The organism is Hyalangium minutum (genome assembly GCF_000737315.1).
Taxonomy (GTDB): domain Bacteria; phylum Myxococcota; class Myxococcia; order Myxococcales; family Myxococcaceae; genus Hyalangium; species Hyalangium minutum.
Genome location: NZ_JMCB01000025.1, coordinates 33532 through 54919, shown reverse-complemented (window position 1 = coordinate 54919; position 21388 = coordinate 33532). Strand labels below are relative to the sequence as shown.

The 21388-nt window shown below is 65.9% G+C and carries 14 protein-coding genes; 7 read left to right on the top strand and 7 right to left on the bottom strand.

Going from position 1 to position 21388, the window contains the following annotated elements:
- Positions 1–13: 13 nt before the first annotated feature.
- The 6 genes from DB31_RS40295 (at position 14) to DB31_RS40270 (ending at position 8634) form a co-directional block, all read left to right on the top strand.
- Positions 14–436 carry an HD domain-containing protein gene (locus tag DB31_RS40295; RefSeq protein WP_044198425.1) on the top strand — a complete coding sequence of 141 codons (423 nt, stop codon included), beginning with the start codon at positions 14–16 and terminating at the stop codon, positions 434–436.
- A gap of 94 nt (positions 437–530) precedes the next feature.
- The gene (asnS, locus tag DB31_RS40290; RefSeq protein ID WP_044198424.1) at positions 531–1931 is read left to right on the top strand and encodes an asparagine--tRNA ligase; all 1401 of its coding nucleotides are present in this window, start codon (positions 531–533) and stop codon (positions 1929–1931) included.
- A 63-nt stretch (positions 1932–1994) separates the two neighbouring features.
- Positions 1995–4691 (top strand): type VI secretion system Vgr family protein, encoded by a 2697-nt coding sequence (locus DB31_RS40285; RefSeq protein ID WP_052420629.1) that lies wholly within the window; start codon positions 1995–1997, stop codon positions 4689–4691.
- A 15-nt stretch (positions 4692–4706) separates the two neighbouring features.
- Positions 4707–5276: a hypothetical protein gene (locus DB31_RS40280; protein WP_044198423.1), complete on the top strand. Its 570-nt coding sequence runs from the start codon at positions 4707–4709 to the stop codon at positions 5274–5276.
- A gap of 16 nt (positions 5277–5292) precedes the next feature.
- Entirely contained in the window at positions 5293–7566 is a 2274-nt protein-coding gene (locus DB31_RS40275) for a type VI secretion system Vgr family protein (protein WP_044198422.1), read from the top strand.
- Between the two features lie 27 nt (positions 7567–7593).
- Positions 7594–8634: a DUF2169 family type VI secretion system accessory protein gene (locus DB31_RS40270; RefSeq protein WP_044198421.1), complete on the top strand. Its 1041-nt coding sequence runs from the start codon at positions 7594–7596 to the stop codon at positions 8632–8634.
- A 46-nt stretch (positions 8635–8680) separates the two neighbouring features.
- Here DB31_RS40270 and DB31_RS48335 read toward each other — a convergent pair whose 3' ends face one another.
- Positions 8681–9406, bottom strand: coding sequence for a hypothetical protein (locus DB31_RS48335; protein WP_052420628.1), 726 nt, complete (start codon positions 9404–9406; stop codon positions 8681–8683).
- A 3-nt stretch (positions 9407–9409) separates the two neighbouring features.
- The gene (locus DB31_RS46135) at positions 9410–10750 is read right to left on the bottom strand and encodes a DUF4150 domain-containing protein (protein ID WP_044198419.1); all 1341 of its coding nucleotides are present in this window, start codon (positions 10748–10750) and stop codon (positions 9410–9412) included.
- Positions 10751–12115: 1365 nt separating this feature from the next.
- On the opposite strand from DB31_RS46135, the gene DB31_RS40250 reads away from it, so the two are divergent.
- Positions 12116–13198 (top strand): HEAT repeat domain-containing protein, encoded by a 1083-nt coding sequence (locus DB31_RS40250; protein WP_044198415.1) that lies wholly within the window; start codon positions 12116–12118, stop codon positions 13196–13198.
- Positions 13199–13270: 72 nt separating this feature from the next.
- Here DB31_RS40250 and acnA read toward each other — a convergent pair whose 3' ends face one another.
- The 5 genes from acnA to DB31_RS40225 form a co-directional block, all read right to left on the bottom strand.
- The gene (gene acnA / locus DB31_RS40245) at positions 13271–16003 is read right to left on the bottom strand and encodes an aconitate hydratase AcnA (RefSeq protein WP_044198413.1); all 2733 of its coding nucleotides are present in this window, start codon (positions 16001–16003) and stop codon (positions 13271–13273) included.
- A gap of 156 nt (positions 16004–16159) precedes the next feature.
- Positions 16160–17461 (bottom strand): phospholipase D-like domain-containing protein, encoded by a 1302-nt coding sequence (locus DB31_RS40240; protein ID WP_075306469.1) that lies wholly within the window; start codon positions 17459–17461, stop codon positions 16160–16162.
- Positions 17462–17560: 99 nt separating this feature from the next.
- The gene (locus tag DB31_RS40235; RefSeq protein WP_044198411.1) at positions 17561–19195 is read right to left on the bottom strand and encodes an FHA domain-containing protein; all 1635 of its coding nucleotides are present in this window, start codon (positions 19193–19195) and stop codon (positions 17561–17563) included.
- A gap of 7 nt (positions 19196–19202) precedes the next feature.
- Entirely contained in the window at positions 19203–20126 is a 924-nt protein-coding gene (locus tag DB31_RS40230; RefSeq protein WP_044198410.1) for a WYL domain-containing transcriptional regulator, read from the bottom strand.
- A complete protein-coding gene (locus DB31_RS40225) occupies positions 20123–21142 on the bottom strand; it encodes a helix-turn-helix transcriptional regulator (RefSeq protein WP_044198408.1) in 1020 nt (339 codons plus the stop codon). Before DB31_RS40225 ends, DB31_RS40230 begins: the two co-directional genes overlap by 4 nt.
- Between the last annotated feature and the right edge of the window lie 246 nt (positions 21143–21388).

Here is a 21388-nt window from a genome sequence, read left to right as displayed (position 1 = left end):
GGAGATTCCCACCATGCCCACCCTGGAAGACGCCATCGCCCTCGCCGTGGAGGCCCACCGGGGCCAGCGAGACAAGGCGGGGCAGACCTACATCCTCCACCCTCTGAGGGTGATGATGCGTCTGGAGACGGAGGCCGAGCGGATGGCGGCCATCCTCCACGACGTGGTGGAGGACACCCCCTACACGCTGGAGCGCCTGCGCGAGCTGGGCTACCCGGAGGAGGTGCTCGGCGCGCTGGACTGCCTGACGAAGCGGGAGGGCGAGACGTACGAGGCCTTCATCGAGCGCGTCCGCCCCCACCCTTTGGCGCGCCGCGTGAAGCTGGCGGACCTGGAGGACAACATGGACGTGCGGCGGCTGCTGACGGTAGGCCCCAAGGAGACCGAGCGGCTGGCCCGCTACCGCGCCGCCTGGGCCCGCCTGAAGGAGGCCTGAGCGCCCGGGGGTGACGTCTCCCCCAACACCGCTCTTGGCTTTCGGCCCGAGCGCGGCTAACTCGCTCTCCCGGTTTGGAGCAAGGGAGAGCGCCATGCAGGTCGTCAGTGTGAAGAAGGCCCTCGCGGGCTCGGTGCCCGCAGGTTCGAAGGTGGAGGTCCGCGGCTGGGTGCGCACGCGCCGCGACTCGAAGGCGGGCATCAGCTTCGTCAACGTGAGCGATGGTTCCGCGTTCGATCCCATCCAGGTGGTCGCGCCGAACACGCTGTCCAACTACGAGAAGGAGATCCTCCACCTCACGGCGGGTTGCTCCGTGGTGGCCCGCGGCACGCTCGTGCAGTCGCAGGGCAAGGGCCAGGCCTTCGAAATCCAAGCCGACGAGGTGCAGGTGCTGGGCATGGTGGACGACCCGGACACCTACCCCATCCAGCCCAAGCAGCACACGCTGGAGTTCCTCCGCGAGGTGGCGCACCTGCGCGTGCGCACCAACACCTTCGGTGCGATTACGCGCGTGCGCCACACGGCGGCGCAAGCCATCCACCGCTTCTTCCACGAGGAGGGCTTCTTCTGGGTCAACACGCCCATCATCACCGCCAGTGACGCCGAGGGCGCCGGGCAGATGTTCCGCGTCTCCACGCTGGATGCGGTGAACCCGCCCCGCACTCCCGAGGGGAAGATCGACTGGCACAAGGACTTCTTCGGCAAGGAGGCCTACCTGACGGTGTCCGGCCAGCTGAACGTGGAGGCCTACTGCCTGGCGATGTCGAAGGTGTACACGTTCGGGCCGACCTTCCGGGCGGAGAACTCGAACACGACGCGGCACCTGGCCGAGTTCTGGATGATCGAGCCGGAGATCGCCTTCGCGAACCTGAACGACGACGCGGACCTGGCCGAGCGCTTCCTGAAGTACGTGTTCAAGGCGGTGCTGGCCGAGTGCGGCCCGGACCTGAAGTTCTTCGAGGAGCGCGTGCAGAAGGGCGTGACGGAGCGCCTGGAGAAGTTCATCAACTCCAGCTTCGAGCGCATCCACTACACCGACGCCATCGAGGTCCTGAAGAAGGCCAAGAAGAAGTTCGAGTACACGCCCGAGTGGGGCAAGGACCTCCAGACCGAGCACGAGCGCTACCTCACCGAGGAGCACGTGGGCCGACCCGTGGTGGTGATGAACTACCCGGAGGAGATCAAGGCCTTCTACATGCGCATCAACGAGGACGGGAAGACGGTGGCGGCGATGGACGTGCTGGCGCCGGGCATCGGAGAGATCATCGGCGGCAGCCAGCGCGAGGAGCGCCTGGACGTGCTGGACAAGCGCATGGAGAAGTTCGGCCTGAAGCCTGAGCACTACCAGTGGTACCGGGATCTGCGGCGCTATGGCTCGGTGCCGCACGCAGGCTTCGGGCTCGGCTTCGAGCGCCTCATTGTCTACATCTGCGGCCTGCAGAACATCCGCGACGCCATCCCCTACCCGCGCGTCCCGGGCTGGGCTCAGTTCTAAGCTGGGTGTGATATCCAGCGCGACGGGCAGTGCTGAAGTTGAAGCTGGCACGTGGGGGGAGCAGTGGCTCGTGAACATCGGCTGGTCTTCGAGCTCCAGGCAGGACCCCTCGCGGCGGGGGACCTCACCGTCACCCGCCTGAGCGGTAACGAGGCACTGTCCGAGCTGTTCGACTTCCAGGTCGAGTTCTTCCCCACGGCGCTGGAGCCCCTGGACACCCACGAGCTGCTCGGAACACAGGCGGCCCTCTCGGTGAGAACCCCAGAGGGCTCCGAGCGCTTCATCCACGGCTGGGTGGAGGAGGTGGTGGACGTGGGCCTGCGCCATGGCCGGCCCGAGTACCGCGTCCGCATGGCCCCCACCCTGCGGCAGCTGCGGCATGTCAGGCGCAGCCGCATCTTCCAGAACCTCTCCGTGCCGGACATCGTGGCCCAGGTGCTCAAGGCCGGGCACGTGGAGCACCGGCTGGCACTGTCCGGGAGCTACCCCCAGCGCGAGTACTGCGTGCAGTACCGGGAGACAGACCTGGACTTCGTGCTCCGGCTGCTGGAGTCCGAGGGCCTCTTCTTCTTCTTCGAGCACGGCCCGGACTCGCACGTGATGGTGCTGGGAGACTCGGCCAGCGCGCACGAGCCCCTGGCGGGAGAGTCCACCCTGCTCTTCCGCTCGGAGACGGGCCAGGCGCCCACGGTGGGCGAGCACATCACTCGGGTGGCGCTCGCGCACCGGTTGCTCCCCCACAAGGTGGCGCTCCGGGACTTCGACTTCGAGCGCCCCACGCTGGACCTCACCACCCAGGTCAACGAGACGCAGGAAGTCCAGGGCCTGGAGATCTACGACTACCCGGGCGACTACGTGCAGCCGGGCGAGGGCAAGCGGCTGAGCAAGGTGCGACTGGAGGAGCAGCGCTTCGGCGTGAAGACGCTGGCGTGCGCGGGGACGTGCCACCGGATGCTGCCGGGAGCCACCTTCGCACTGGCGGAGCACCCGGACGACGAGCTGAACGGGGAGCTGTTGCTGGTCCGCGTGCGCCACGAGGGACAGCGCCAGGAGATGGTGGGGGACGCGCATCCGGTAGAGGGCTCCTATCGCAACGAGTTCCTCACACTGCCCTCGGGCATTCCCTACCGTCCCCGGCGCACCACGCGGCCACCCGTCATCGCGGGCATCCAGACGGCCACGGTGGTAGGGCCCTCGGGCGAGGAGACTCAGCCCGACACGCACGGACGCATCAAGGTGCAGTTCCACTGGGACCGGCAGGGACAGCGCAACGAACAGAGCTCCTGCTGGGTGCGCGTGGGGCAAGCCTGGGCGGGCGAGGGCTGGGGGGCCAACTTCATCCCCCGAGTGGGACAGGAGGTGGTGGTCCGGTTCCTGGAGGGCAACCCGGACCGGCCGCTGGTGGTGGGCGCCGTCTACAACGGGAACAACCCGCCGCCGGTGGCGCTGCCCGGCGAGAAGACGAAGAGCACCCAGCGGACGGACTCCAGCGTGGGCGGCGGCGGCTTCAACGAGGTGCGCATCGAGGACGCGGCGGGAGAGGAAGAGGTCTACCTCCACGCGCAGAAGGACGAGAACCTCGAGACGCTCAACGACAAGACGCAGACCGTCCGCGGCAACGAGCAGCTCCTGGTGGAGAAGGATCGCTCTCGCGAGGTGCACGGCCAGCAGTCGCTCGCGGTGAGGCTCGAGGATGACTCCGCCATCGACGGCAACCAGACGCTGACGGTGACAGGGAACCGCGACACCCGGATCAAGGAGAGCCACGACGAGGGAGTGGACGGCTCCCAGAGCATCACCGTGGGCATGGCCCACACCCTGAACGTCACGCAGGCCGTGGCGTTCAACGTGGGGGCCGCGGCGGCGCTCAACATCGGGGCAGCTTACTCGATCAACGTGGCGCTGGCGTCGAACACCGCCGTGGGAGGAGCGCGCCTGGAGCAGATCGCCGGACTGAAGAAGGTGGACGTGGGCGTCGACTGGTCGGAGACGGTCGGAGGCAACCGCGGCAGCGATGTGCTCGGCGAGGTGGAGGAGGAAGTCAAAGGCAAGCTGCTCCAGGACACGGGCCAGGATCGCAAAGACGAGTCCGGCCGCCACACCTTCACCGAGGTGAAGCAGGAGACAGGCTTCAGCTCGAAGGAGCTGAAGTTCAAGGCGGACGAGGCCGCCGTGGTGGTGGGCGACGAGCTGGCACTGCTCATCGACAAGTCCGGCACGGTGAAGATCTGGGCCAAGGAGCTGACGGTCGACGGCTCGCAGCTCAAGCTCAAGGGCAGCAAGATCAAGAAGGAGTCCGGCGGCAGCGGCCAGAGCAAGTCCTTCCAGGAGGTGCTGGATCCCTCGGTGGCGAAGGAGGGCAAGACGTACCAGGGAGACAAGGGACCCCTGTCGCCTCAGGACGCCAAGGCCTTCAAGGATGGCAAGTACACGGAGAAGGTGCTCACGAAAGACGTGCAGGTAGAGCGGCTCCACGGCGGCGGCGCCTTCCCCCAGGGCCGCTGGGTCACCGGAGGCTCCCGGCCCTTGGGACTCGAGGGGAAGATCCGCATGGCGCTGCGCCCCGAGTGGGGCAACGCCGCCTCCCAGTCGAGTTCCTTCACCCTCAAGGCAGGAACCAAGGTGTACGAGGGCATCGTCGCGGGCCAGGGTACGGGCTACGCGGGTGGGGCGACGCAAATCCTCATCAATGTGCCGAAGACTGTGCTGGAGAAGGGGGGCGCCGCGACGGGTGCCTTCCTCAAGACGGTGTTCTTGTAGGAAAGGCGGACCCACGTGGGCTTGTTTTCCAAGCGCTCCATCCTCTCCAAGCTGCACTCTGGCAAGGAGTTCAACGCCCTCGACGAGGTGCAAGAGTTCCAGCTGCGGCTGGCGGCGGAGCTGGAGAAAGGCACCGTCGAGCGCATTCCCGTGGGCAAGCTGTTCTCCTACACCACGCCCGAGGAGTGGTACCGGGAGAAGGAGACGGACATCGTCTATCGCTACATTCCTCCGGAGTTTCCGCTCAAAGGGATGTGGGCTCGCGTGGAGGACCCCGGCGAGCGCTCCTTCTTCGAGCAGCTCTATCCCGGAGATGCCCCCACGCCCGAGGAGTACTCGGTGCTGGTGAAGAAGCTGGAGGAGCTCTGGCTGCGCGGCGAGGTAGAGCGGGCGCGGGACACGGATACGCCCATCGAGGGCGTCAGGGTCTACCACCATCCCAAGACGGACGAGACGTTCGAGCTGATTCCGCCCGGCGCGTTCACGAAGGACGGCACCTGGCGGAAGATCTTCCGCTCCGAGAAGGAAGGCAGCTGGCCTGGAGAGCTGAAGAAAGACATTCCCCCGGTGCGGCGCGGGGCCTGAGCAGAGGAGACACACCATGGCGATTGCCACTGCGCCGCTGGCGGCGAACCAGGCGGAGTTCGAGTTCGAATGTGGTCCCCACCCGGCCGGGGAGCTGGCCGTGCTGGGCTTCACGGTGGAGGAGACGCTGTCGGCACCCTACCAAGCGGAGATCGACCTGGTGCCGGGGCCGGACATCGTGGTGAACGGGGCGGACCTGCTCGGACAGGACGCGCTGCTGACGATCCAGCTGGGAGACGGCTCGGCGCGCTTCATCCACGGACTCATCGGCCACGTGCGGTGCTGGGACGAGGGCAGCGGCCCGGAGCGCAAGCGGTGCCGGGTGCGCGTGGTGCCACGGCTGTGGACGCAGCGCCACGTGCGCCGCAGTCGCATCTTCCAGGAGATGACCACGCCGGACATCGTGAAGAAGCTCTTGGGCGAGGCGGGCGTGGAGCACCGGCTGGCACTGTCCGGGAGCTACCCCAAGCGCGAGTACTGCGTGCAGTACCGCGAGTCCAACCTGGACTTCATCTCCCGGCTGCTCGAGGAGGAGGGCATCTTCTACTTCTTCGAGCACGAGCAAGGTGCCCACACGCTGGTGCTGGGAGACGCGCCCTCCGTGCACGAGCCGCTCATCGGCGAGTCACGCCTGGTGTTCCGCGAGAAGGGGCTCATGGTGGCGGGCGCCGAGGCGGTGAACGAGTTCGCCTCCCGGCTGGAGGTGCAGCCCGGCGCGGTGGTGCTGCGGGACTACAACTTCCTGCGGCCCAGCAGCGACCTGAGCGCGGACGCCTCGGCGGATGGTGCCGACGCGGCCTTGGAGGTGTACGACTACCCGGGCCGCTATGAGGACGTGGGAGCCGGGCGCAGCTACTCGAAGATCCGTCTGGAGGAACTACGAGCCAAGGCGGAGACGGCGGCAGGCTCGAGCGCCAGCCGACGGCTGACCCCGGGCTACACGTTCGAGCTGGCCGAGCACCCGACCGGGGCATACGACGGCGAATACCTGGTGCTCTCGGTGGCGCATCGGGGTTCGCAGCCGGAGGTGCTGCCAGGCACGCAAGTGCGCCACGCGGGAGACGGGCACGAGCCGTACCGCAATCACTTCACCTGCCTGCGCAAGACAGTGCCCTTTCGGCCGGAGCGGAAGACACAGAGGCCCTGGCTGCCGGGCCCGCAGACGGCGGTGGTGGTGGGTCCAGCGGGAGAAGAGATCCACACGGACGAGCACGGCCGCATCAAGGTGCAGTTCCACTGGGACCGGGAGGGCAAGGGAGACGACAAAAGCTCGTGCTGGATCCGAGTGAGCCAGGCGTGGGCGGGGCCGGGCTGGGGTGCGCTGTACCTGCCGCGCATCGGCCAGGAGGTGGTGGTGGAGTTCCTGGAGGGAGATCCGGATCGGCCGCTGGTGACCGGGAGCGTGTACAACGGCCACCATCCGCCGCCACTGGATCTGCCGGGAGAGAAGACGAAGAGCACGCTGCGCTCGAACTCGAGCCCGGGAGGAGGAGGCTTCAACGAGCTGCGCTTCGAGGACGCGGCGGGCTCGGAGGAGGTGTTCTTCCACGCGCAAAAGGACTTCAACATCGTCGTGGAGAACGACAAGTCCCAGCAGGTGGGGGGCAACGAGAAGCTGCTGGTGGAGAAGGACCGGAGCCGCGAAGTGCACGGCAACCAATCCTTGAAGGTGACGAAGGACGACTCCTCAGTGATTGGGGGCAACCAGACCCTGGACGTGACGAAGAACCGCTCTACGACGGTGGGGGGCAACCACACGGAATCGGTGGGGGGCAACCAGTCCGTCACGGTGGGCGGGGCGCAGAGCGTGTCGGTGGCGCTGGCCTCGGCGGAGAACATCGGCCTGGCCAAGGCGGTGAACATCGGCGGGGCCTACGCGGTGACGGTGGGCGGGGCGATGAACGAGCTGGTGGGCGGGCTGAAGTCCGAGCAGGTGGGCGGGGCGAAGGTGGAGCTGGTGGGCGCCAAGAAGTCCGAAACGGTGAAGGGCAACCGCACATTGAGCGTGGGCGGGGACGCATCGGAGACGGTGAAGAAGAAGCGCAACCTGAAGGTGGATCAGGACCACCTGCTCAACGTGGGGGGCAAGTACCAGGTGCTGGCCAAGGAGAGCTACGCCATCCAGGGCAAGGAGCTGGTGCTGGCGGCAGAGGACTCGTTCACGCTCCAGGTGGGCAGCGCGACCATCCAGGTGAAGAAGGACGGCAAGGTGGTCATCAAGGGCGGGAAGATCGAAGTCACCGCCTCTGGGGACATGGTGCTGAAGGCCTCGAAGATCTCCGAGAACTGAAAGCTGTGGCGGTGACACGCAGTCCCTATGCCGAACCTCGAGAACCTCACCCGCTTCAAGGCTGTGGACCTGCCCTCGATGAACAAGGAGGGCGAGGAGCTGCTGCTCATCTGCGTTGCTGGCCGGTTCGAGTTACCTCCCGCAGGCCGGCCCTCTCAAAATCCGCCCAAGCCGAGCGAGGAGCAACGCCCGCCCGTGATGGAGGACGTCTACTGGGGCGAGCCTGGTGCCTCGAGCCTGCGCTACGAGGGACAGACGGCCTATATCCGGCCAGGAACGGACATCTACGTCTCGGGTCATGCATGGGCGCCTGGAGGCAAGCCGGTGCCGGAATTGCTGGCGGCCGTGAAGGTAGGGGCATGCCAGAAGGGGGTCCGCGTCTTCGGGACACGGGTGTGGTACCGGGGCGCATTGGGGCTGAAGGCCTCGGCGCCCAGGCCGTTCGAGTCCATGCCGCTGCGCTACGAGCGCAGCTTCGGCGGAGTAGCCGCAGCCACGGGCAAGGAGCCTCTCGCATACGAGCCAAGAAACCCTGTGGGAATGGGCCTGTATGGCTCTGTAAAGGAGGCGGTCGAGCAGCCCCTACCGAACCTGGAGGATCCCCTCCAGCAGATCTCGAGTCCCACGGATCGCGTAGCGCCTGCAGGCTTTGGCCCTATCGCCCGGAGCTGGCAACCCCGCCTCCAGCTGGCAGGAACGTATGACGAGGCCTGGGTGGAGCAACGAGCCCCGCTGTGGCCTCGTGACTTTGATCCCCACTTCTTTCATGCAGCTTCACCAGGACTCATCGCATCTCCTGGGTTGAAGGGAGGAGAGCCGGTGGTGCTCTCGGGCTTCTCGCCGGATGGGCAGCTTGCTTTTCCCCTCCCACGCTATCGATTGTTGGCCAAGACCGTGTTCCGCCATCGGGTGGACCGCAGGGAGTTGGCCTTGGACGCCGTGCTGCTCGAGCCTGAGGCTCGAACCCTGACGCTGATCTGGCGCGCGGCAGTTCCCGCCCACCGAGAGCTGGCCCAGCACGAGTACAGCCTCGTCCGGGAGCTAGAACCCTGGGAAGGTTCACTTTGAGCTCAAGTCTGTAGACCGCCAGCACATAGAGGACCTGCCGGGCCGTCTACACTGCCTTTATTCCTTTTATGTCTTCGACGATGGCCTGAAAGCGCCGGAACTCCTCCCGTCCCTGCATGCCTACCCGGAAAGAAAGCCCAGAAGCAGAGGGATGCCGATACAATTCAATACCAGCATCGTCCCGCTCGAAAAGCATGCATCTCCGAGGATAGGAGAGTCGAGCAAAACCAAGCTTCACAAAGACATGAGCCAGCCCCTCCACCTCTTGCTCACTGTCGGGTGGGGCCATGTCGAGCAGATATTCTGCGTCATATTCAAAGGTCGGAAGCCCCACATACCTCATTGCCCACACGAAAAGCATTTCCTGGAGACTGACATAGGCTTGGGAGAGCCGGGTCTTCCAAGCCTCCTTGCCCAAGGGGATCCTCACCACTTGGCAATCCTCGTCTTCAGATGGGGCCTCCAAATCCAGCCAGTAGTGCTGGGCATCCGTCGAAGAATCCCCAAAGACGTATAGAAACCGCTTTGGCGGCAGGTATGACGCAGGGGTCAACTGATAGAAGTCCATCACTTCGAGCGGATCATAACCATGCACATGTTCAAGAAGGGGCCCTGCCCTCTTGCCCATGAAGGTGGCAAAGGTCCGATAGAAGCCGGGAAGAGGCCGTCCCAAGACCTCCTCCAACTCCTCCAATGCCCACCCATGAACTCCTTCAATCAGATTTTGATAGTCAGGCACATAGCGCTGGAGGAGCATCAACAATTTATTCATGACTCAAGAGCATTCCTGTCGGTTGTAGCAAAGCATTTCCGGAATAAGTTTCTGGCATTCTTTACAGGAAGGGACTGAGTCTCCGTGGCTGAACTGCTCCTCTCTCTTCCTCGTGCCCTTCGTATCCGTTCGTTTGTACCTCACAGAAGGAGATGGACGTGCCTCCGGCGCATAGAGGCGCTCTGACATGGTCTTCACATTGTGCCCGCCCGCCCGTCCTGAGGAGAGTAGTTGGGGAGCGGCACATTCCCATTTGGCACGCCCCACCATCTGGATGTGCGCCTGCTGGTTGCTGCTCATTCTAAAACCCGCAACCGGTTCGAAGCCCGCAGCGGACGCCGCTGTCTTGAACGCCGCATTGGAAGCTCCAGAACGAGCAGCAAGCATCTTCGGCTCCTTGCCGACGCACTTACAGATGCAGGCCCCTACCATGTAGCCATCGACGAATGTGCCTTCCTGATCATTGAGGTCCAGCACCGGGTTTTTCTGGTCAATCTCCTCGTTGATCCTATTCATCTCTTGGCTGATCTTATCTATCTCAGCTTTATACCTACGCCTCATCTCCTTTATCTTGTCGTACTCAGGCTTGAGTTCACCGTCAATCTTATGAATCTGAGGACCAATCTCTTGGAGCTTCGCGATCAACTTCTGCGCGATGGCTTGCTCACGAAGCAGCATCAACTGCTGCTTTTGCATTTCTTTTGGCTTTAGAGACAACGACGCCGCGTTGGCTTCTCTCTCTGACTTGACTGTCAGCGCCTTGCGCTTTGCTCGCAACTTGCGGTGTTGTTCGATCAAAGGTTTCTGTTCTTTGAGGCGCTTGTCGAGCTCCAGGAAGATGGCTCCGACAGCCCCTTTGGCCAGAGGCGTCTCGAGTACTCGATGCTTCCGTCCAGCCTGCCCGCATGCTGGGCACTTCGCATCGTCGCCATACGCCAGCCCGGTTCCTCCCCGGGAGATGAAACAGATGTTGAAGGTATTGCCGTTGTGCAGGGTGGGATCCAAGAACCGCGCTACTCCCTTGCCTTCGACCTTGACGTCCGTGCTGACGGCGCTCCAAGCCATCTTCCCCTTGAACTTGGAGGACACGAGGCCTCCAGCCGTCCCAGGTTCGTCCCCGGAGCTGACACTGAGCTCAGAATCCGCCAGCGCAATCGGGTGCCCCTCGATGGTCGTCGTTTGGCTGCCCTTGTCGAGCATCGAATCCTGAGCTGAGTTCACGAAGGGAGTAGGAACAGGTCCTCCGGGTGTCGGCACTTTGCAAACATCGGGTGGTGCCGAGACGTGAGTGTTGCCATCCCCCTTGTGGAGAATGGAACGGCCGTTGGCGAAAACGTCTGCCATGGATCCTCCTCTTCATCCCGCTGAGAACGTCTCTACGACACAGGCGCCCACCCGTCCTCCATCTGAGCACCCATAGACCACAGTCCGCGACTGCTCAGCCTGTCGAGTTGCCCAAGAGAGTGCTGCGCCTAACATGACAGGACCCGCCCCTGCTCCCGCATCGCCAAGGAACTCTCCTGCAGACCTCCATCGCAGCGGCTCAGGCATCCATGCCGCGTTTCGAAGGTAAGCTCTCGAAAACTCCGTGGACCAGAATGACTCTCCGGGTTGACAGGCCAGGACTGCGTCCATGCGTCGTGCTCCTGCTACCGGGTCTCGGCTCAAGTTCCGGAATAACCTAGTCAGTCCGTCCGCTTGGCTTGGCCCCTGACAGCTGAAGGGCAGGGGTTCCATCGCCAGTTCGGCGCCTAAAACCACTCCCAACGCTTGACGACTCACCGCTTTTGGACCGCCCGGACGGGCGACAACGACAAATCCGGCTGCCTCACCTGGGATCCGGCCATCCGGATTTTCAGGCCCGAGATGCACTCTCGCCTCCGCTAGTGCGTTCAGCGAAACTCTATCGCATAGCGAATCCACTGCCCCCACCAGCGCCACATGGCCGGCCCTACCTGACCGCAGGTCTTCCCGTGCAGCAACCAACGCCTCGAAGAATGCAGCACGACCTCCTTCTTGTACTTCCATGAACCTGACTTGCTCCCCTGCCACCTCCTGCAACGCGGCCAGCAGGGGTTCTCGCTCTACCGCTGCGCCTATCCCAGGCTCCGGTATTCCCAGATACAGAGGAATTGGCTTCGCCTGTGCTCCCGCGAACAGATGCCTCACCTCCGCGAGTGCCTCTCGCCCAAGGAGGATCATTCGCTCGGTACGTGTCAGAGACGTCTCCAAGAGCTCAAGTCGCGAGGCCCGTACGGGTTCGTCGAAGCCGTCTTCCACCTCTGTTTCCACGAAGCGTAAGATCCCTGCCCGCATGGATGCGAGCGACATCTGCGCCGATATTCCCACGGGGGTACAAAGGCCTAGCCCTAGGACAACCTCCCCTGTCATGGTGAGTGCTCCCGTTGATCCCGAAGCCTTCGCAGAAGGTTGAGGGGAGTGCGTACAAAGCTCGCATGTGTCATCAACTCACCTGACATGAAAGCACTTCCCTCTCTTTCACAGCACCCAGGACTCGCGAAGTTCCTCCTCGCATTTCATGAGGAGCATCTCTCCGAGATTGAGTTTCTGCTTGGCCAACGAAAGCGATGTGCGCATGCCCCCGACTCCCCCTGGACCAAGCTCGGCGATCTAGATGACCGGATTGAAGCACATGTCGATGCAATGCGTGTGGGAGGCACTCTTGCTCTTGAGCTAGCGCGGGAAGCCATGGCGGGTGGCGACGAGTCCCAGGTCACTGCGGGAGCTTACGCCATCATTTCCTTCCAGCAGAAGGACGGAACCGATGGACTGAGCGAGGCGCTAGACACGGTGGAAGAGACTGCCGCGGACTTGCTCCATGTTTGGGAGGAGGTACTCGTGCTCTCCGAGCATCCTCGAATTGCTGAGCGCGTGGCCGGTCTGCTCGCCTCCCCGCGCTCCGAGGTGCGCGCCACCGCAGCCCGCATCCTGGGGCGCCGCAATGAAGGCACTGCCGAGCGGCTTCTCCCCCTGCTTGAGGATGCCTCGCTGGAGGTGCGCAGTGCCGCGGTCATGGCGCTGGCCCGGCTCGGCTACCGGCCCGCAGTCACAACCATTGAGAACCTGCTCCAGTTCGTTCCTGTCTCGGAGTGGGAATCTCTGGCTTTCGCAGCCCTCTGCCTGGGCTCTCCCCGTGCGCTGAAGCACTGCCGCCAGGCCTGCCAAGCCGGTGGCGACCTGCCCGGCGGGTTCCCCCGCTTACTCGCCATGGCGGGGGAAGAGGGGGACCTCCCCCTCCTTCAGAAGCTCTGCGCCCACCCGAAGCTGGCCCCCCGAGCCATCGCGGCGCTCGGCATCCTGGGGGTCCCCTCCTCCGTCCCCTTCCTCATCGAGCACCTCGCCTCGGATGCGCTCGAAGTCCGGCTGGCGGCTGGCACCGCGCTCAACCTCATGACAGGCGCCAACCTCTACGTGACCGCCCGAGCCCTGGAGGAAGGCGCGGATGGACCGGAGCCTGGCCGCGTGATCCGTCTCCCCTCTACGGACGCCATCACCTGGACGCAATGGTGGGACGGTCACGCTCCCCGCTTCTCTGGCGCCAAGCGCTTCCGGCGCGGCAAGCCGCTGACCCTCGGCATCTGTGTCGAGGAGCTTGCCGACCCTCACAGCCCCTTCGACGTCCGCGAGCGCGCCGCTCAGGAACTCCGCATCCACTCCCAGCAGGCCATTGGCTTCGAGCCTGACTGGCCCATCCGCCGTCAACGCGCCGCCATCGATCAGTGGCAGCAGTGGTGGGAAGACCACCGCGGCTCGCGCCCCTTCCGCAGGTAGCTCCAGAAACACAACGGCCCGGTGATCCTCGAGGGAACACCGGGCCAGCTGTGACTCAGATGATGCTTCGCGCTACGCCTTGGCCAGCTGGCGCAGCACGAACTGCAGGATGCCGCCGTGGCGGTAGTAGTCGAGCTCGTTCGGCGTGTCGATGCGGCACAGCGCCTTGAACTCCTTGGTGCCGTTCTCGCCCTGCGCCTTCACCGTCAGCGTCTTCTGCGGCGCCAGCCCCTCCGCGATGCCCGTGATGGTGAACGTCTCGTGGCCCGTCAGCCCCAGCGACTGCGCGTCCTGGCCCGCCTCGAACTGCAGCGGCAGCACGCCCATGCCCACCAGGTTCGAACGGTGGATGCGCTCGAAGCTCTTCGCAATCACCGCCTTCACGCCCAACAGCTGCGTGCCCTTCGCCGCCCAGTCACGGCTGGAGCCCGTGCCGTACTCGGCCCCTGCCAGCACCACCAGCGGCGTGCCCTCCTGCTGGTACTTCATGGACGCGTCGTAGATGCTCATCCGCTCGCGCGAGGGAATGTGCACCGTGACGCCGCCCTCCACCCCCGGCACCAGCAGGTTCTTCAGCCGGATGTTCGCGAACGTGCCGCGCACCATCACCTCGTGGTTGCCGCGCCGCGCGCCGTACGAGTTGAAGTCCTTGGGCTCCACGCCCTCGGCCATCAGGTACTTCGCCGCCGGGCTGCTCTTCGCGATGTTGCCCGCGGGCGAGATGTGGTCCGTCGTCACCGAGTCCCCGAGCACCGCCAGCACCCGCGCCCCGTTGATGTCCTTGAGCGCCGCTGGCTCCTTCGGCAGGTTCTCGAAGAACGGCGGCTTGCGCACGTAGGTGGACTTCGCATCCCACTGGAAGGTGTTGCCCTTGGTCACCTGCAGCTGCTGCCAGAGCGCGTCGCCCTCCATCGCGTGTGAGTACTGGCTACGGAACTGATCCGGCTTCACCGCCGTGCGGATGAGTTCCTGGATTTCCTCGTTCGTCGGCCAGATGTCCTTCAGGTACACCGGCTTGCCGTTGCGGTCATGGCCCACCGGATCCGTGTCCAGGTTGCGGTTCACATCCCCCGCCAGCGCGTACGCCACCACCAGCGGAGGCGAGGCCAGGTAGTTCATGCGCACGTGCGGGTTGATGCGGCCCTCGAAGTTGCGGTTGCCCGACAGCACCGCCGCCACCACGAGGTCTCCCTCGGTCACCGCGTTGGCCACCGGATCCGGCAGCGGACCCGAGTTGCCAATGCACGTGGTGCACCCGTAGCCCACCACGTGGAAGCCCACGCCCTCCAGGTACGGCAGCAGGCCCGCTTCCTTGAGGTACTCGGTCACCACGCGGCTGCCCGGAGCCAGGCTCGTCTTCACCCAGGGCTTCGTCGCCAGCCCGCGCTCCACCGCCTTCTTCGCCAGAATGCCCGCGCCGATGAGCACCGCCGGGTTCGACGTGTTGGTGCACGAGGTAATGGCCGCGATGACCACCGCGCCGTGGCCCACCTTGTAGCTCTGGCTGCCCTGGGACACCGTCACCGTCTGCTGCAGGCGCTCGGGAGGCACCGGAGCCGCGGGGGCCTTCGCCTTGCCTCCGCCCTCGTCGTCCTCGCCCTTGCTCTTGCCCGCCGCCAGCATCTCCACCAGCGACTTGTCGTACGCGCCCTTCATCTCCTTCAGGGGCACGCGGTCTTGCGGGCGCTTCGGGCCCGCCAGGCTCGGCACCACCGTGGCCAGGTCCAGTTCCAGCGTGTCGCTGAACACCGGCTCCGGCGCGCCGTCCACGAGGAACAGGCCCTGCTCCTTGCAGTACGCCTCGGTGAGCGCCACCACGTCGTCGGGACGGCCGGTGAAGCGCAGGTAGGCCAGGCTCTCCTCATCCACCGGGAAGAAGCCGATGGTGGCGCCGTACTCGGGCGCCATGTTGGCGATGGTGGCGCGGTCCGGCAGCGACAGGCTCTTGAGCCCGCTGCCGTAGAACTCCACGAACTTGCCCACCACGCCCTTCTTGCGAAGCATCTGCGTCACGGTGAGCACCAGGTCCGTCGCCGTGGCGCCCGCAGGCAGCTTGCCCGTCAGCTTGAAGCCCACCACCTGCGGAATCAGCATCGTGATGGGCTGGCCCAGCAGCGCCGCCTCGGCCTCGATGCCGCCTACGCCCCAGCCCACCACGCCGATGCCGTTGATCATCGTCGTGTGGCTGTCGGTCCCCACCAGCGTGTCCGGGCAGACCACATTGCCGTTGCGGAACGTCACCTGCGCCAGGTACTCCAGGTTCACCTGGTGGCAGATGCCGATGTCCGGCGGAACCACGCGGAAGCCCTTGAACGCCGTCTGGCCCCAGCGCAGGAAGGCGTAGCGCTCGCGGTTGCGGTCGAACTCGAGCTCGGCGTTCTCCTTGTAGGCCGCCGTGGTGGCGAACGTGTCCACCTGCACCGAGTGGTCAATGACGAGGTCCGCCGGGTTGCGCGGGTTGATCTTCGCCGGGTCGCCGCCCATGGAGGCCAGCGCCTCGCGCATGGCAGCCAAGTCCACCACCGCGGGCACGCCGGTGAAGTCCTGCAGCAGCACGCGCGCCGGGTGGAAGGAGATCTCCGTGTCCGGGGTGGCCTTCGGGTCCCAGGCCAGCATCTTCTCCACGTGCTCGCGCTTCACCACGCGGCCGTCCTCATGGCGCAGCAGGTTCTCCAGCAGCACCTTGAGCGAGAGCGGCAGGCGGTTCACCGCCGCGTTGGCCTTGGCCAGCTTGGCCAGGCTGTAGAAGTCGTAGGTCGCAGAGCCCACCTTCAGCTGGCTCTTCGTGCCGAAACTGTCCGTCATGTGCGTTCGCCGTCCTTCCCGTCCGAAGTCGGCGGTCTTGTAAGCCTGCACAGGGCGGCTTGCAAAGAGTTCCTACGCACTCGGTCAAAGGCCGGACAAGGCCCTTTTCGGGCCCCAAGCCTCTGATATCGTGGGACTTTCCAGCCCTCCGCGAGGTTAGAGGATCTTCCGGAAGAAGTAGAGCACGCGCTCGACGACCTTCTGCCAGAACGGCCGGCGGCGGAACTCCTCCAGGCTCACCTCGCGGCAGGTGCCACAGTCGTTGCGGAACGACTCCTCCACCGTGCGCCCCAGCTGAGGATCGGCGAAGACGGCGTTCACCTCGTGGTTGAAGGCCAGGCTCATGCGCTCCAGGTTGAACGAGCCCAGCGTGCCCCACACGCCGTCCACCACCGCCGTCTTCGCGTGCAGCACCCCGCGCTGCCACTCGAAGATGCGGACGCCCGCGCTGAGCAGCTTCTCGTAGAAGGCTCGCGTGCAGTGCTCCAGGAAGGGGTGATCGCTGCGGCCGTTGAGCAGCAGGCTCACCTCCACGCCGCGCTGGGCCGCCTCGCGCAGCACCGCCACCATGCGCCGATCCGGCACGAAGTACGCCGCGGCGATCAGCACGCTCCGCCGCGCCCGGGAGATGGCGTGCAGGTACGCCCGGTGGATGCTGCGCCGGCTGGAGAGCACCGTCAGGCACACGTTGCCCTTGGGAGGCCCCGGCCGCCGCAGGTGCCGCAGCCCCTGCATCCGGTAGCGGACGCGCTCCAAGCCTTCCTGGAAGGCCATGCGCCAGGTGGCCAGGAAGCGGCGCTCGATTTCATGCACCGCTGGCCCCTCGATGCGCAGCACGTCGTCGCGCCAGCCCCCGCCCTGCCCCTCCGGTGGTGCCCAGTGCGCGGAGATGTTCACCCCGCCCACGAAGGCCACCTTCCCATCCACCACGAGGATCTTCCGGTGGTCCCGCCGCATCAGGTAGCGCAGCCCCCGGCTCAGGCTCAGGGGCTTGAAGGGGCGGATGTCCACCCCGCGCTGGCGCAGCGATTCGAAGACGCCGCGGCGGCTCGTCCATGAGCCCATCGCGTCATAGAGCACCTTCACGTGGACGCCCCGCTCGGCCGCTTCGGCCAGCGCCTGGCCGAACAGCTCGCCCACCGCGTCGGTGATGAACATGTACGTCTCGAGGCGGACGTAGCGCCGGGCGCTCCGAATGGCCTCGATCATGGCCGGGTACGCCTCCACGCCATCCCTCAACAGCTGGCAGGAGTTCCCCTGGAGCACCGAGTGGCTGCGCGGCAGATAGAAGCGCGCCAGCAGCCGGTTGGGAACCGACGGGCTCCAGACGACCTCATGCTGGGGGAGCGGGCATGGACTCCGCCCCTGCCCCGCCCGCACGTTGGACTCCACTCGCGCCGGACGATCGTCGATCCGCGCCAACCCCACCCGCTCGCTTCCCACCCCCTGCTCGTACATGGCAAGGGTAGGGTGAGGATGCTCCAGCGGCGCGGCAACCCACTGGCAGGCGCGCTCGCCTTACCTGCGGCACTGCAATGTCCACGACCAGACGGAAGGCTAGAAGCCGTACTCCGCGCGCTTGTTCTCGGCGTGCGTGGCGCAGGGCTGATCATACTCCGGGAAGTACTCGCGGATGTGATCCAGCGTGTCCCGGGCGTTCTTGAAGTTGCGCTGGTTGTAGTAGCCCTCCGTCTCCAGCAGCAGCTTGGCGCACGTCTTGTCCATCTCCTGCTGCGCGTCCTTCATTCGGTCCTTGGCCTCGAAGTAGAGGTCCGGCTTGGGCTCGGGGTGGGCCTCCAGCAGCAGCCACGCCTCGCGGAAGGACTTCCACGCCTCGTAGCGGTTGCGCGCGCCCACGTCCATGCGCTCGAAGTTCAGCCGGCCGCGCGAGTAGGCCTCCTTGGCCTTCGCCACCAGCTCATCCGGCGGCAGATCCGGCAGCAGCGCCTTCTCCACGCGCACGTTCCAGATGCGCCACTCGTCCTCGCCCGGCGGGTTCTTCGTGTTGTCGAAGACGATGCGGTTGGTCTCGCCCTTCTTGAGCAGGTTGGGCGGGATCATGATCTCCAGCGAGCGGTCGCGGCTGGCCAGTGTGTCCGCGGGCACCTGGCCCACGTCCACGCCGTTCACCGTCACCACCACCTCGCCCTGGGAGATGCCCTGCGCCTGGAAGTGGAGAATGACCACCGCGCGCGTCGCGGCGGTGTACTCCCAGGTGAAGTTCTTCAGGTCCGCTTTGGGGTAGTCGACGCCCTCGCCCAAACCGAACACGTCCGGGATGGCCTTGTTGCTCAACTCCATGGGCTCGGGCCCGCGGCGTGGGCCGCCCAGGCCGATGTCCTGGCTGATCACGTAGTAGTACGCGGTCGCCACCAGAGCGAGCGCCAGCACCCCGACTCCTCCCAGGATGCCGCGGCGCACATTGGTGCTGGCCTGAAGCCAGAAGAGCTTCGCCGCCGCGAGGGGACCCGGAGACTCGCGCTTGATGCGGGCCTTCTCGGCGGCGGACAGCGCGCCCTCCTTGGGTGCCGCACGCGCCACCGCGCCGCTGCCACCGGACCGGCGAGGCACGGGCGAGGCTCCACTCACACGCTCGATGGAGCCTGACGGACCAGAGGCCCGAGGCACCGCGGCCGAAGAGCCAGAGGTCCGCGGAACGTTACCAGTGGCCGGGCGGTTCGGCCGCACCGCGGGCAGAGCACGCGTGGCGGAGCGCTGGATCTTGTCCAGGTTCTCCGGCTCGGCCTCCGCGCCCTCGGGCTTGAATGCCTCGCCCTTGTTCTTGGCGCGCGGCTTCACCTTGTCCACGGAGACGATGCGCGTGCTGTTCGCATCCGTGCCGGGCTCCGCAGGGGGCAGGTCGACGCCCGCGTCCGTGCTGGGCTCCTCGGCCTGATCCAGCATGGCCTCGAAGACGAAGACCACCGGCCCCAGCGTCAGCTTGTCCCCGGTGGCCAGCGCCTGCTTCCGGGTGATGGCCGCTCCGTTCACCTTGGTGCCGTTGGAGCTGCCCATGTCCTCGATGAGGAAGTCGCTGCCCTCGTTGAAGATGCGGCAGTGCTTGCGCGACACGCCGGCGTCGTAGAGCACAACGTCGCATTCGGGAGTCCGGCCGATCAGGACGGACTCCTGATCGAACTCGAACTCCTTACCCGCGTCCTTGCCCTCGGCAATCTTCAGCTGGAAGCCCATGGATTTCTTAGAATCCTAGCGAGGCTTGGGCGGCTCGGGCAACGGCTGCGCGCGCGGAGGCCGGTTCCACCACCTCCGCCTCCCCTCCGAAGGACAGGACCCACTGCGTCAGCCAGCGCTCCGAATCGCTCACGACGCGGACCTCGACTCCCCCGTCGGCCAGCGGCCGGGCGTCCGAGCCGAAGCGCTCCGTAACGTACGGCGCCACCAGCTTGGAGAAGCGCACCCGGACACCCGCATCCGTGCGAGCAGGGTTGGGCACCGCGGCGCGCGCGTTCTCCGGCGGCTGGAAGGTGGTGTCCGTCAGCGACAGGTTCTCCATGCGGTCCAGGCGGAACAGCCGCGCGTCCTGCCGGGTGTGGCAGAAGCCCTGGAGGTACCACTGCCCGCGGTGGCTGAGCAGCTCGTACGGGCGCACCTGCCGAGGCTCGGAGGGACGGCCCGGGCTGGCGTAGTCGAACGTCACCTCGCGCCGCTCCAGGATGGCGCGCGTGAGCGGCCCCAGCGACTGCGGGGCATCCGTGGACGCGTCGATCTTCCGGTACATCTCCCGATAGCGCTCGCGGGCGCCGGCCGGGAGGATCTTCTCCAGCTTCTGCAGAGCGCTCTGGAGCGCGTCTCCGGCGGCCGGGCGCAACAGCTCGGCGGCGGCGGCCAGGGCGGCGGCCTCACCCGCGGTCAAGCGCGGAGGGCGGGACAGGCGCTGATCCAGGTCCACGTAGACGCGATCATTGTCCACGTAGATGTCCACGTAGTCGTCCGGGTTGAACGGCGGACGGCCCACGCAGGTGAGCAGATCCAGCTCCTCCAGCAGGTCCTCGCGCTTCACGTTGAGGGCCTTGGCCAGATCATCCACCGACACGCCGGGGTGCTTGGAGACGTAGGGCACGAGGAACAGCAGGCGGCGGAGCCGCTCATGAACGGTACTCATGCGCTCACCTTCCTCTCCTCGGCCACCGCGTGGCGCTCGAGGATGCGCGCGCCCATCTCCCGGACACGGGCGACAGCGGGCTCGGGGGACTCCACGCGGCACTCGGGCCCCAGCGCCAGGCAGAAGCGCAGCAGGCCCTCCAGGTACGTCACACTCAGGCGGGCCCGGACGCGGTCCTCGGCCGGCTCCACCGTGGCACCCGGGAAGAGGCTGGCGGCGCGCTGGGCCGCGTCTCCTCGCAGCAGCAGCGTCACCTCCATGGGCTCGTGGAAGCGGTGCTGCCACGGGTAGTACGCCACATAGGAGTCCAGCGAGAAGTTCGCGGGCACCTCGAAGTCCGGCGTGCGCGGGCGGGCGGTGTTCACCTTCAGCTCGCGGATGCGGTGCACGTGGAAGGAGCGCAGGCCCTGGCGCAGGTGGCAGTAGCCCACGAGCGTCCACACGCCCCGGCGCAGCGCCAGGCCGTACGGGTCCACCTTGCGGTCCGTCACCTCCGCGCGCTTGGGCGAGCCATAGGCGATCTGCACCCACTTGTGCGTGGCACATGCCTCCCAGAGCTGCTCCAGGCGGGCGGACAGCTCCGGATCGCTCTGCGCCGAGCCCACCTCCATGCGCACGCGAGGTGAAGGCAGCGCATCTCCGGCAAAGAAGCCAATCTTGCGCAGCGCGTGCGCCAGGTCATCACGTCCTGGGAAGGCTCCCGAGGCCAGCGCGGCGCTACCTGCGGCGTAGAGCACCGCGAGCTCCTCCTTGGTGAGGTTCGCCTCCGGCAGGTAGTACGCGCTCCGGTCGACGATGTAGCCGTCCTTCCGGTCGTCGTCGCCCTGGATATAGGTGAGCGGCAGGCCCAGCTCGAGCAGCTCCGCCTTGTCGCGCTCGAACTTGCGCTCAGCGGCATCGTCCGAGATGCCTCCGTAGTCGGAGGGGAAGTGCTCACGCAGCTCCGCCCACGAGATGGGCTCGCGGGCGTCGAGCAGCAGGGCAACCAAATCCAGGAGGCGTTCCGTACGTTCCATGTCAGGAGGTCGGCGACGATGGCGAATCCGGGTACGCATGGTCAAGGCGGGCATGGGCATCGGGCGGTTGGACGGCGGGTGCATGGCAGGTGGGTCTGGATCGGATATCCACACCTGACTGAACGCGCAAGCAGGTAAAGCAAAGTGCTCGCCAAACCCACATTTAGCAACCAGACAGAGGAGCCCGGGGGTCTCGCTCTCGCCTTCCATCTGGGTTATTCCTTACAAAAAGCAATCGGAACCGCC

Bases quoted from the DNA above. Each gene is read 5' to 3' on its own strand.
- DB31_RS40250 (WP_044198415.1), top strand. From the start codon at position 12,116: ATGGCGGGTGGCGACGAGTCCCAGGTCACTGCGGGAGCTTACGCCATC.
- acnA (WP_044198413.1), bottom strand. From the start codon at position 16,003: ATGACGGACAGTTTCGGCACGAAGAGCCAGCTGAAGGTGGGCTCTGCG.
- DB31_RS40225 (WP_044198408.1), bottom strand. From the start codon at position 21,142: ATGGAACGTACGGAACGCCTCCTGGATTTGGTTGCCCTGCTGCTCGAC.
- DB31_RS40275 (WP_044198422.1), top strand. From the start codon at position 5,293: ATGGCGATTGCCACTGCGCCGCTGGCGGCGAACCAGGCGGAGTTCGAG.
- DB31_RS40240 (WP_075306469.1), bottom strand. From the start codon at position 17,461: ATGTACGAGCAGGGGGTGGGAAGCGAGCGGGTGGGGTTGGCGCGGATC.
- DB31_RS40235 (WP_044198411.1), bottom strand. From the start codon at position 19,195: ATGGGCTTCCAGCTGAAGATTGCCGAGGGCAAGGACGCGGGTAAGGAG.
- DB31_RS46135 (WP_044198419.1), bottom strand. From the start codon at position 10,750: ATGGCAGACGTTTTCGCCAACGGCCGTTCCATTCTCCACAAGGGGGAT.
- asnS (WP_044198424.1), top strand. From the start codon at position 531: ATGCAGGTCGTCAGTGTGAAGAAGGCCCTCGCGGGCTCGGTGCCCGCA.
- DB31_RS40295 (WP_044198425.1), top strand. From the start codon at position 14: ATGCCCACCCTGGAAGACGCCATCGCCCTCGCCGTGGAGGCCCACCGG.
- DB31_RS48335 (WP_052420628.1), bottom strand. From the start codon at position 9,406: ATGAATAAATTGTTGATGCTCCTCCAGCGCTATGTGCCTGACTATCAA.
- DB31_RS40270 (WP_044198421.1), top strand. From the start codon at position 7,594: ATGCCGAACCTCGAGAACCTCACCCGCTTCAAGGCTGTGGACCTGCCC.
- DB31_RS40230 (WP_044198410.1), bottom strand. From the start codon at position 20,126: ATGAGTACCGTTCATGAGCGGCTCCGCCGCCTGCTGTTCCTCGTGCCC.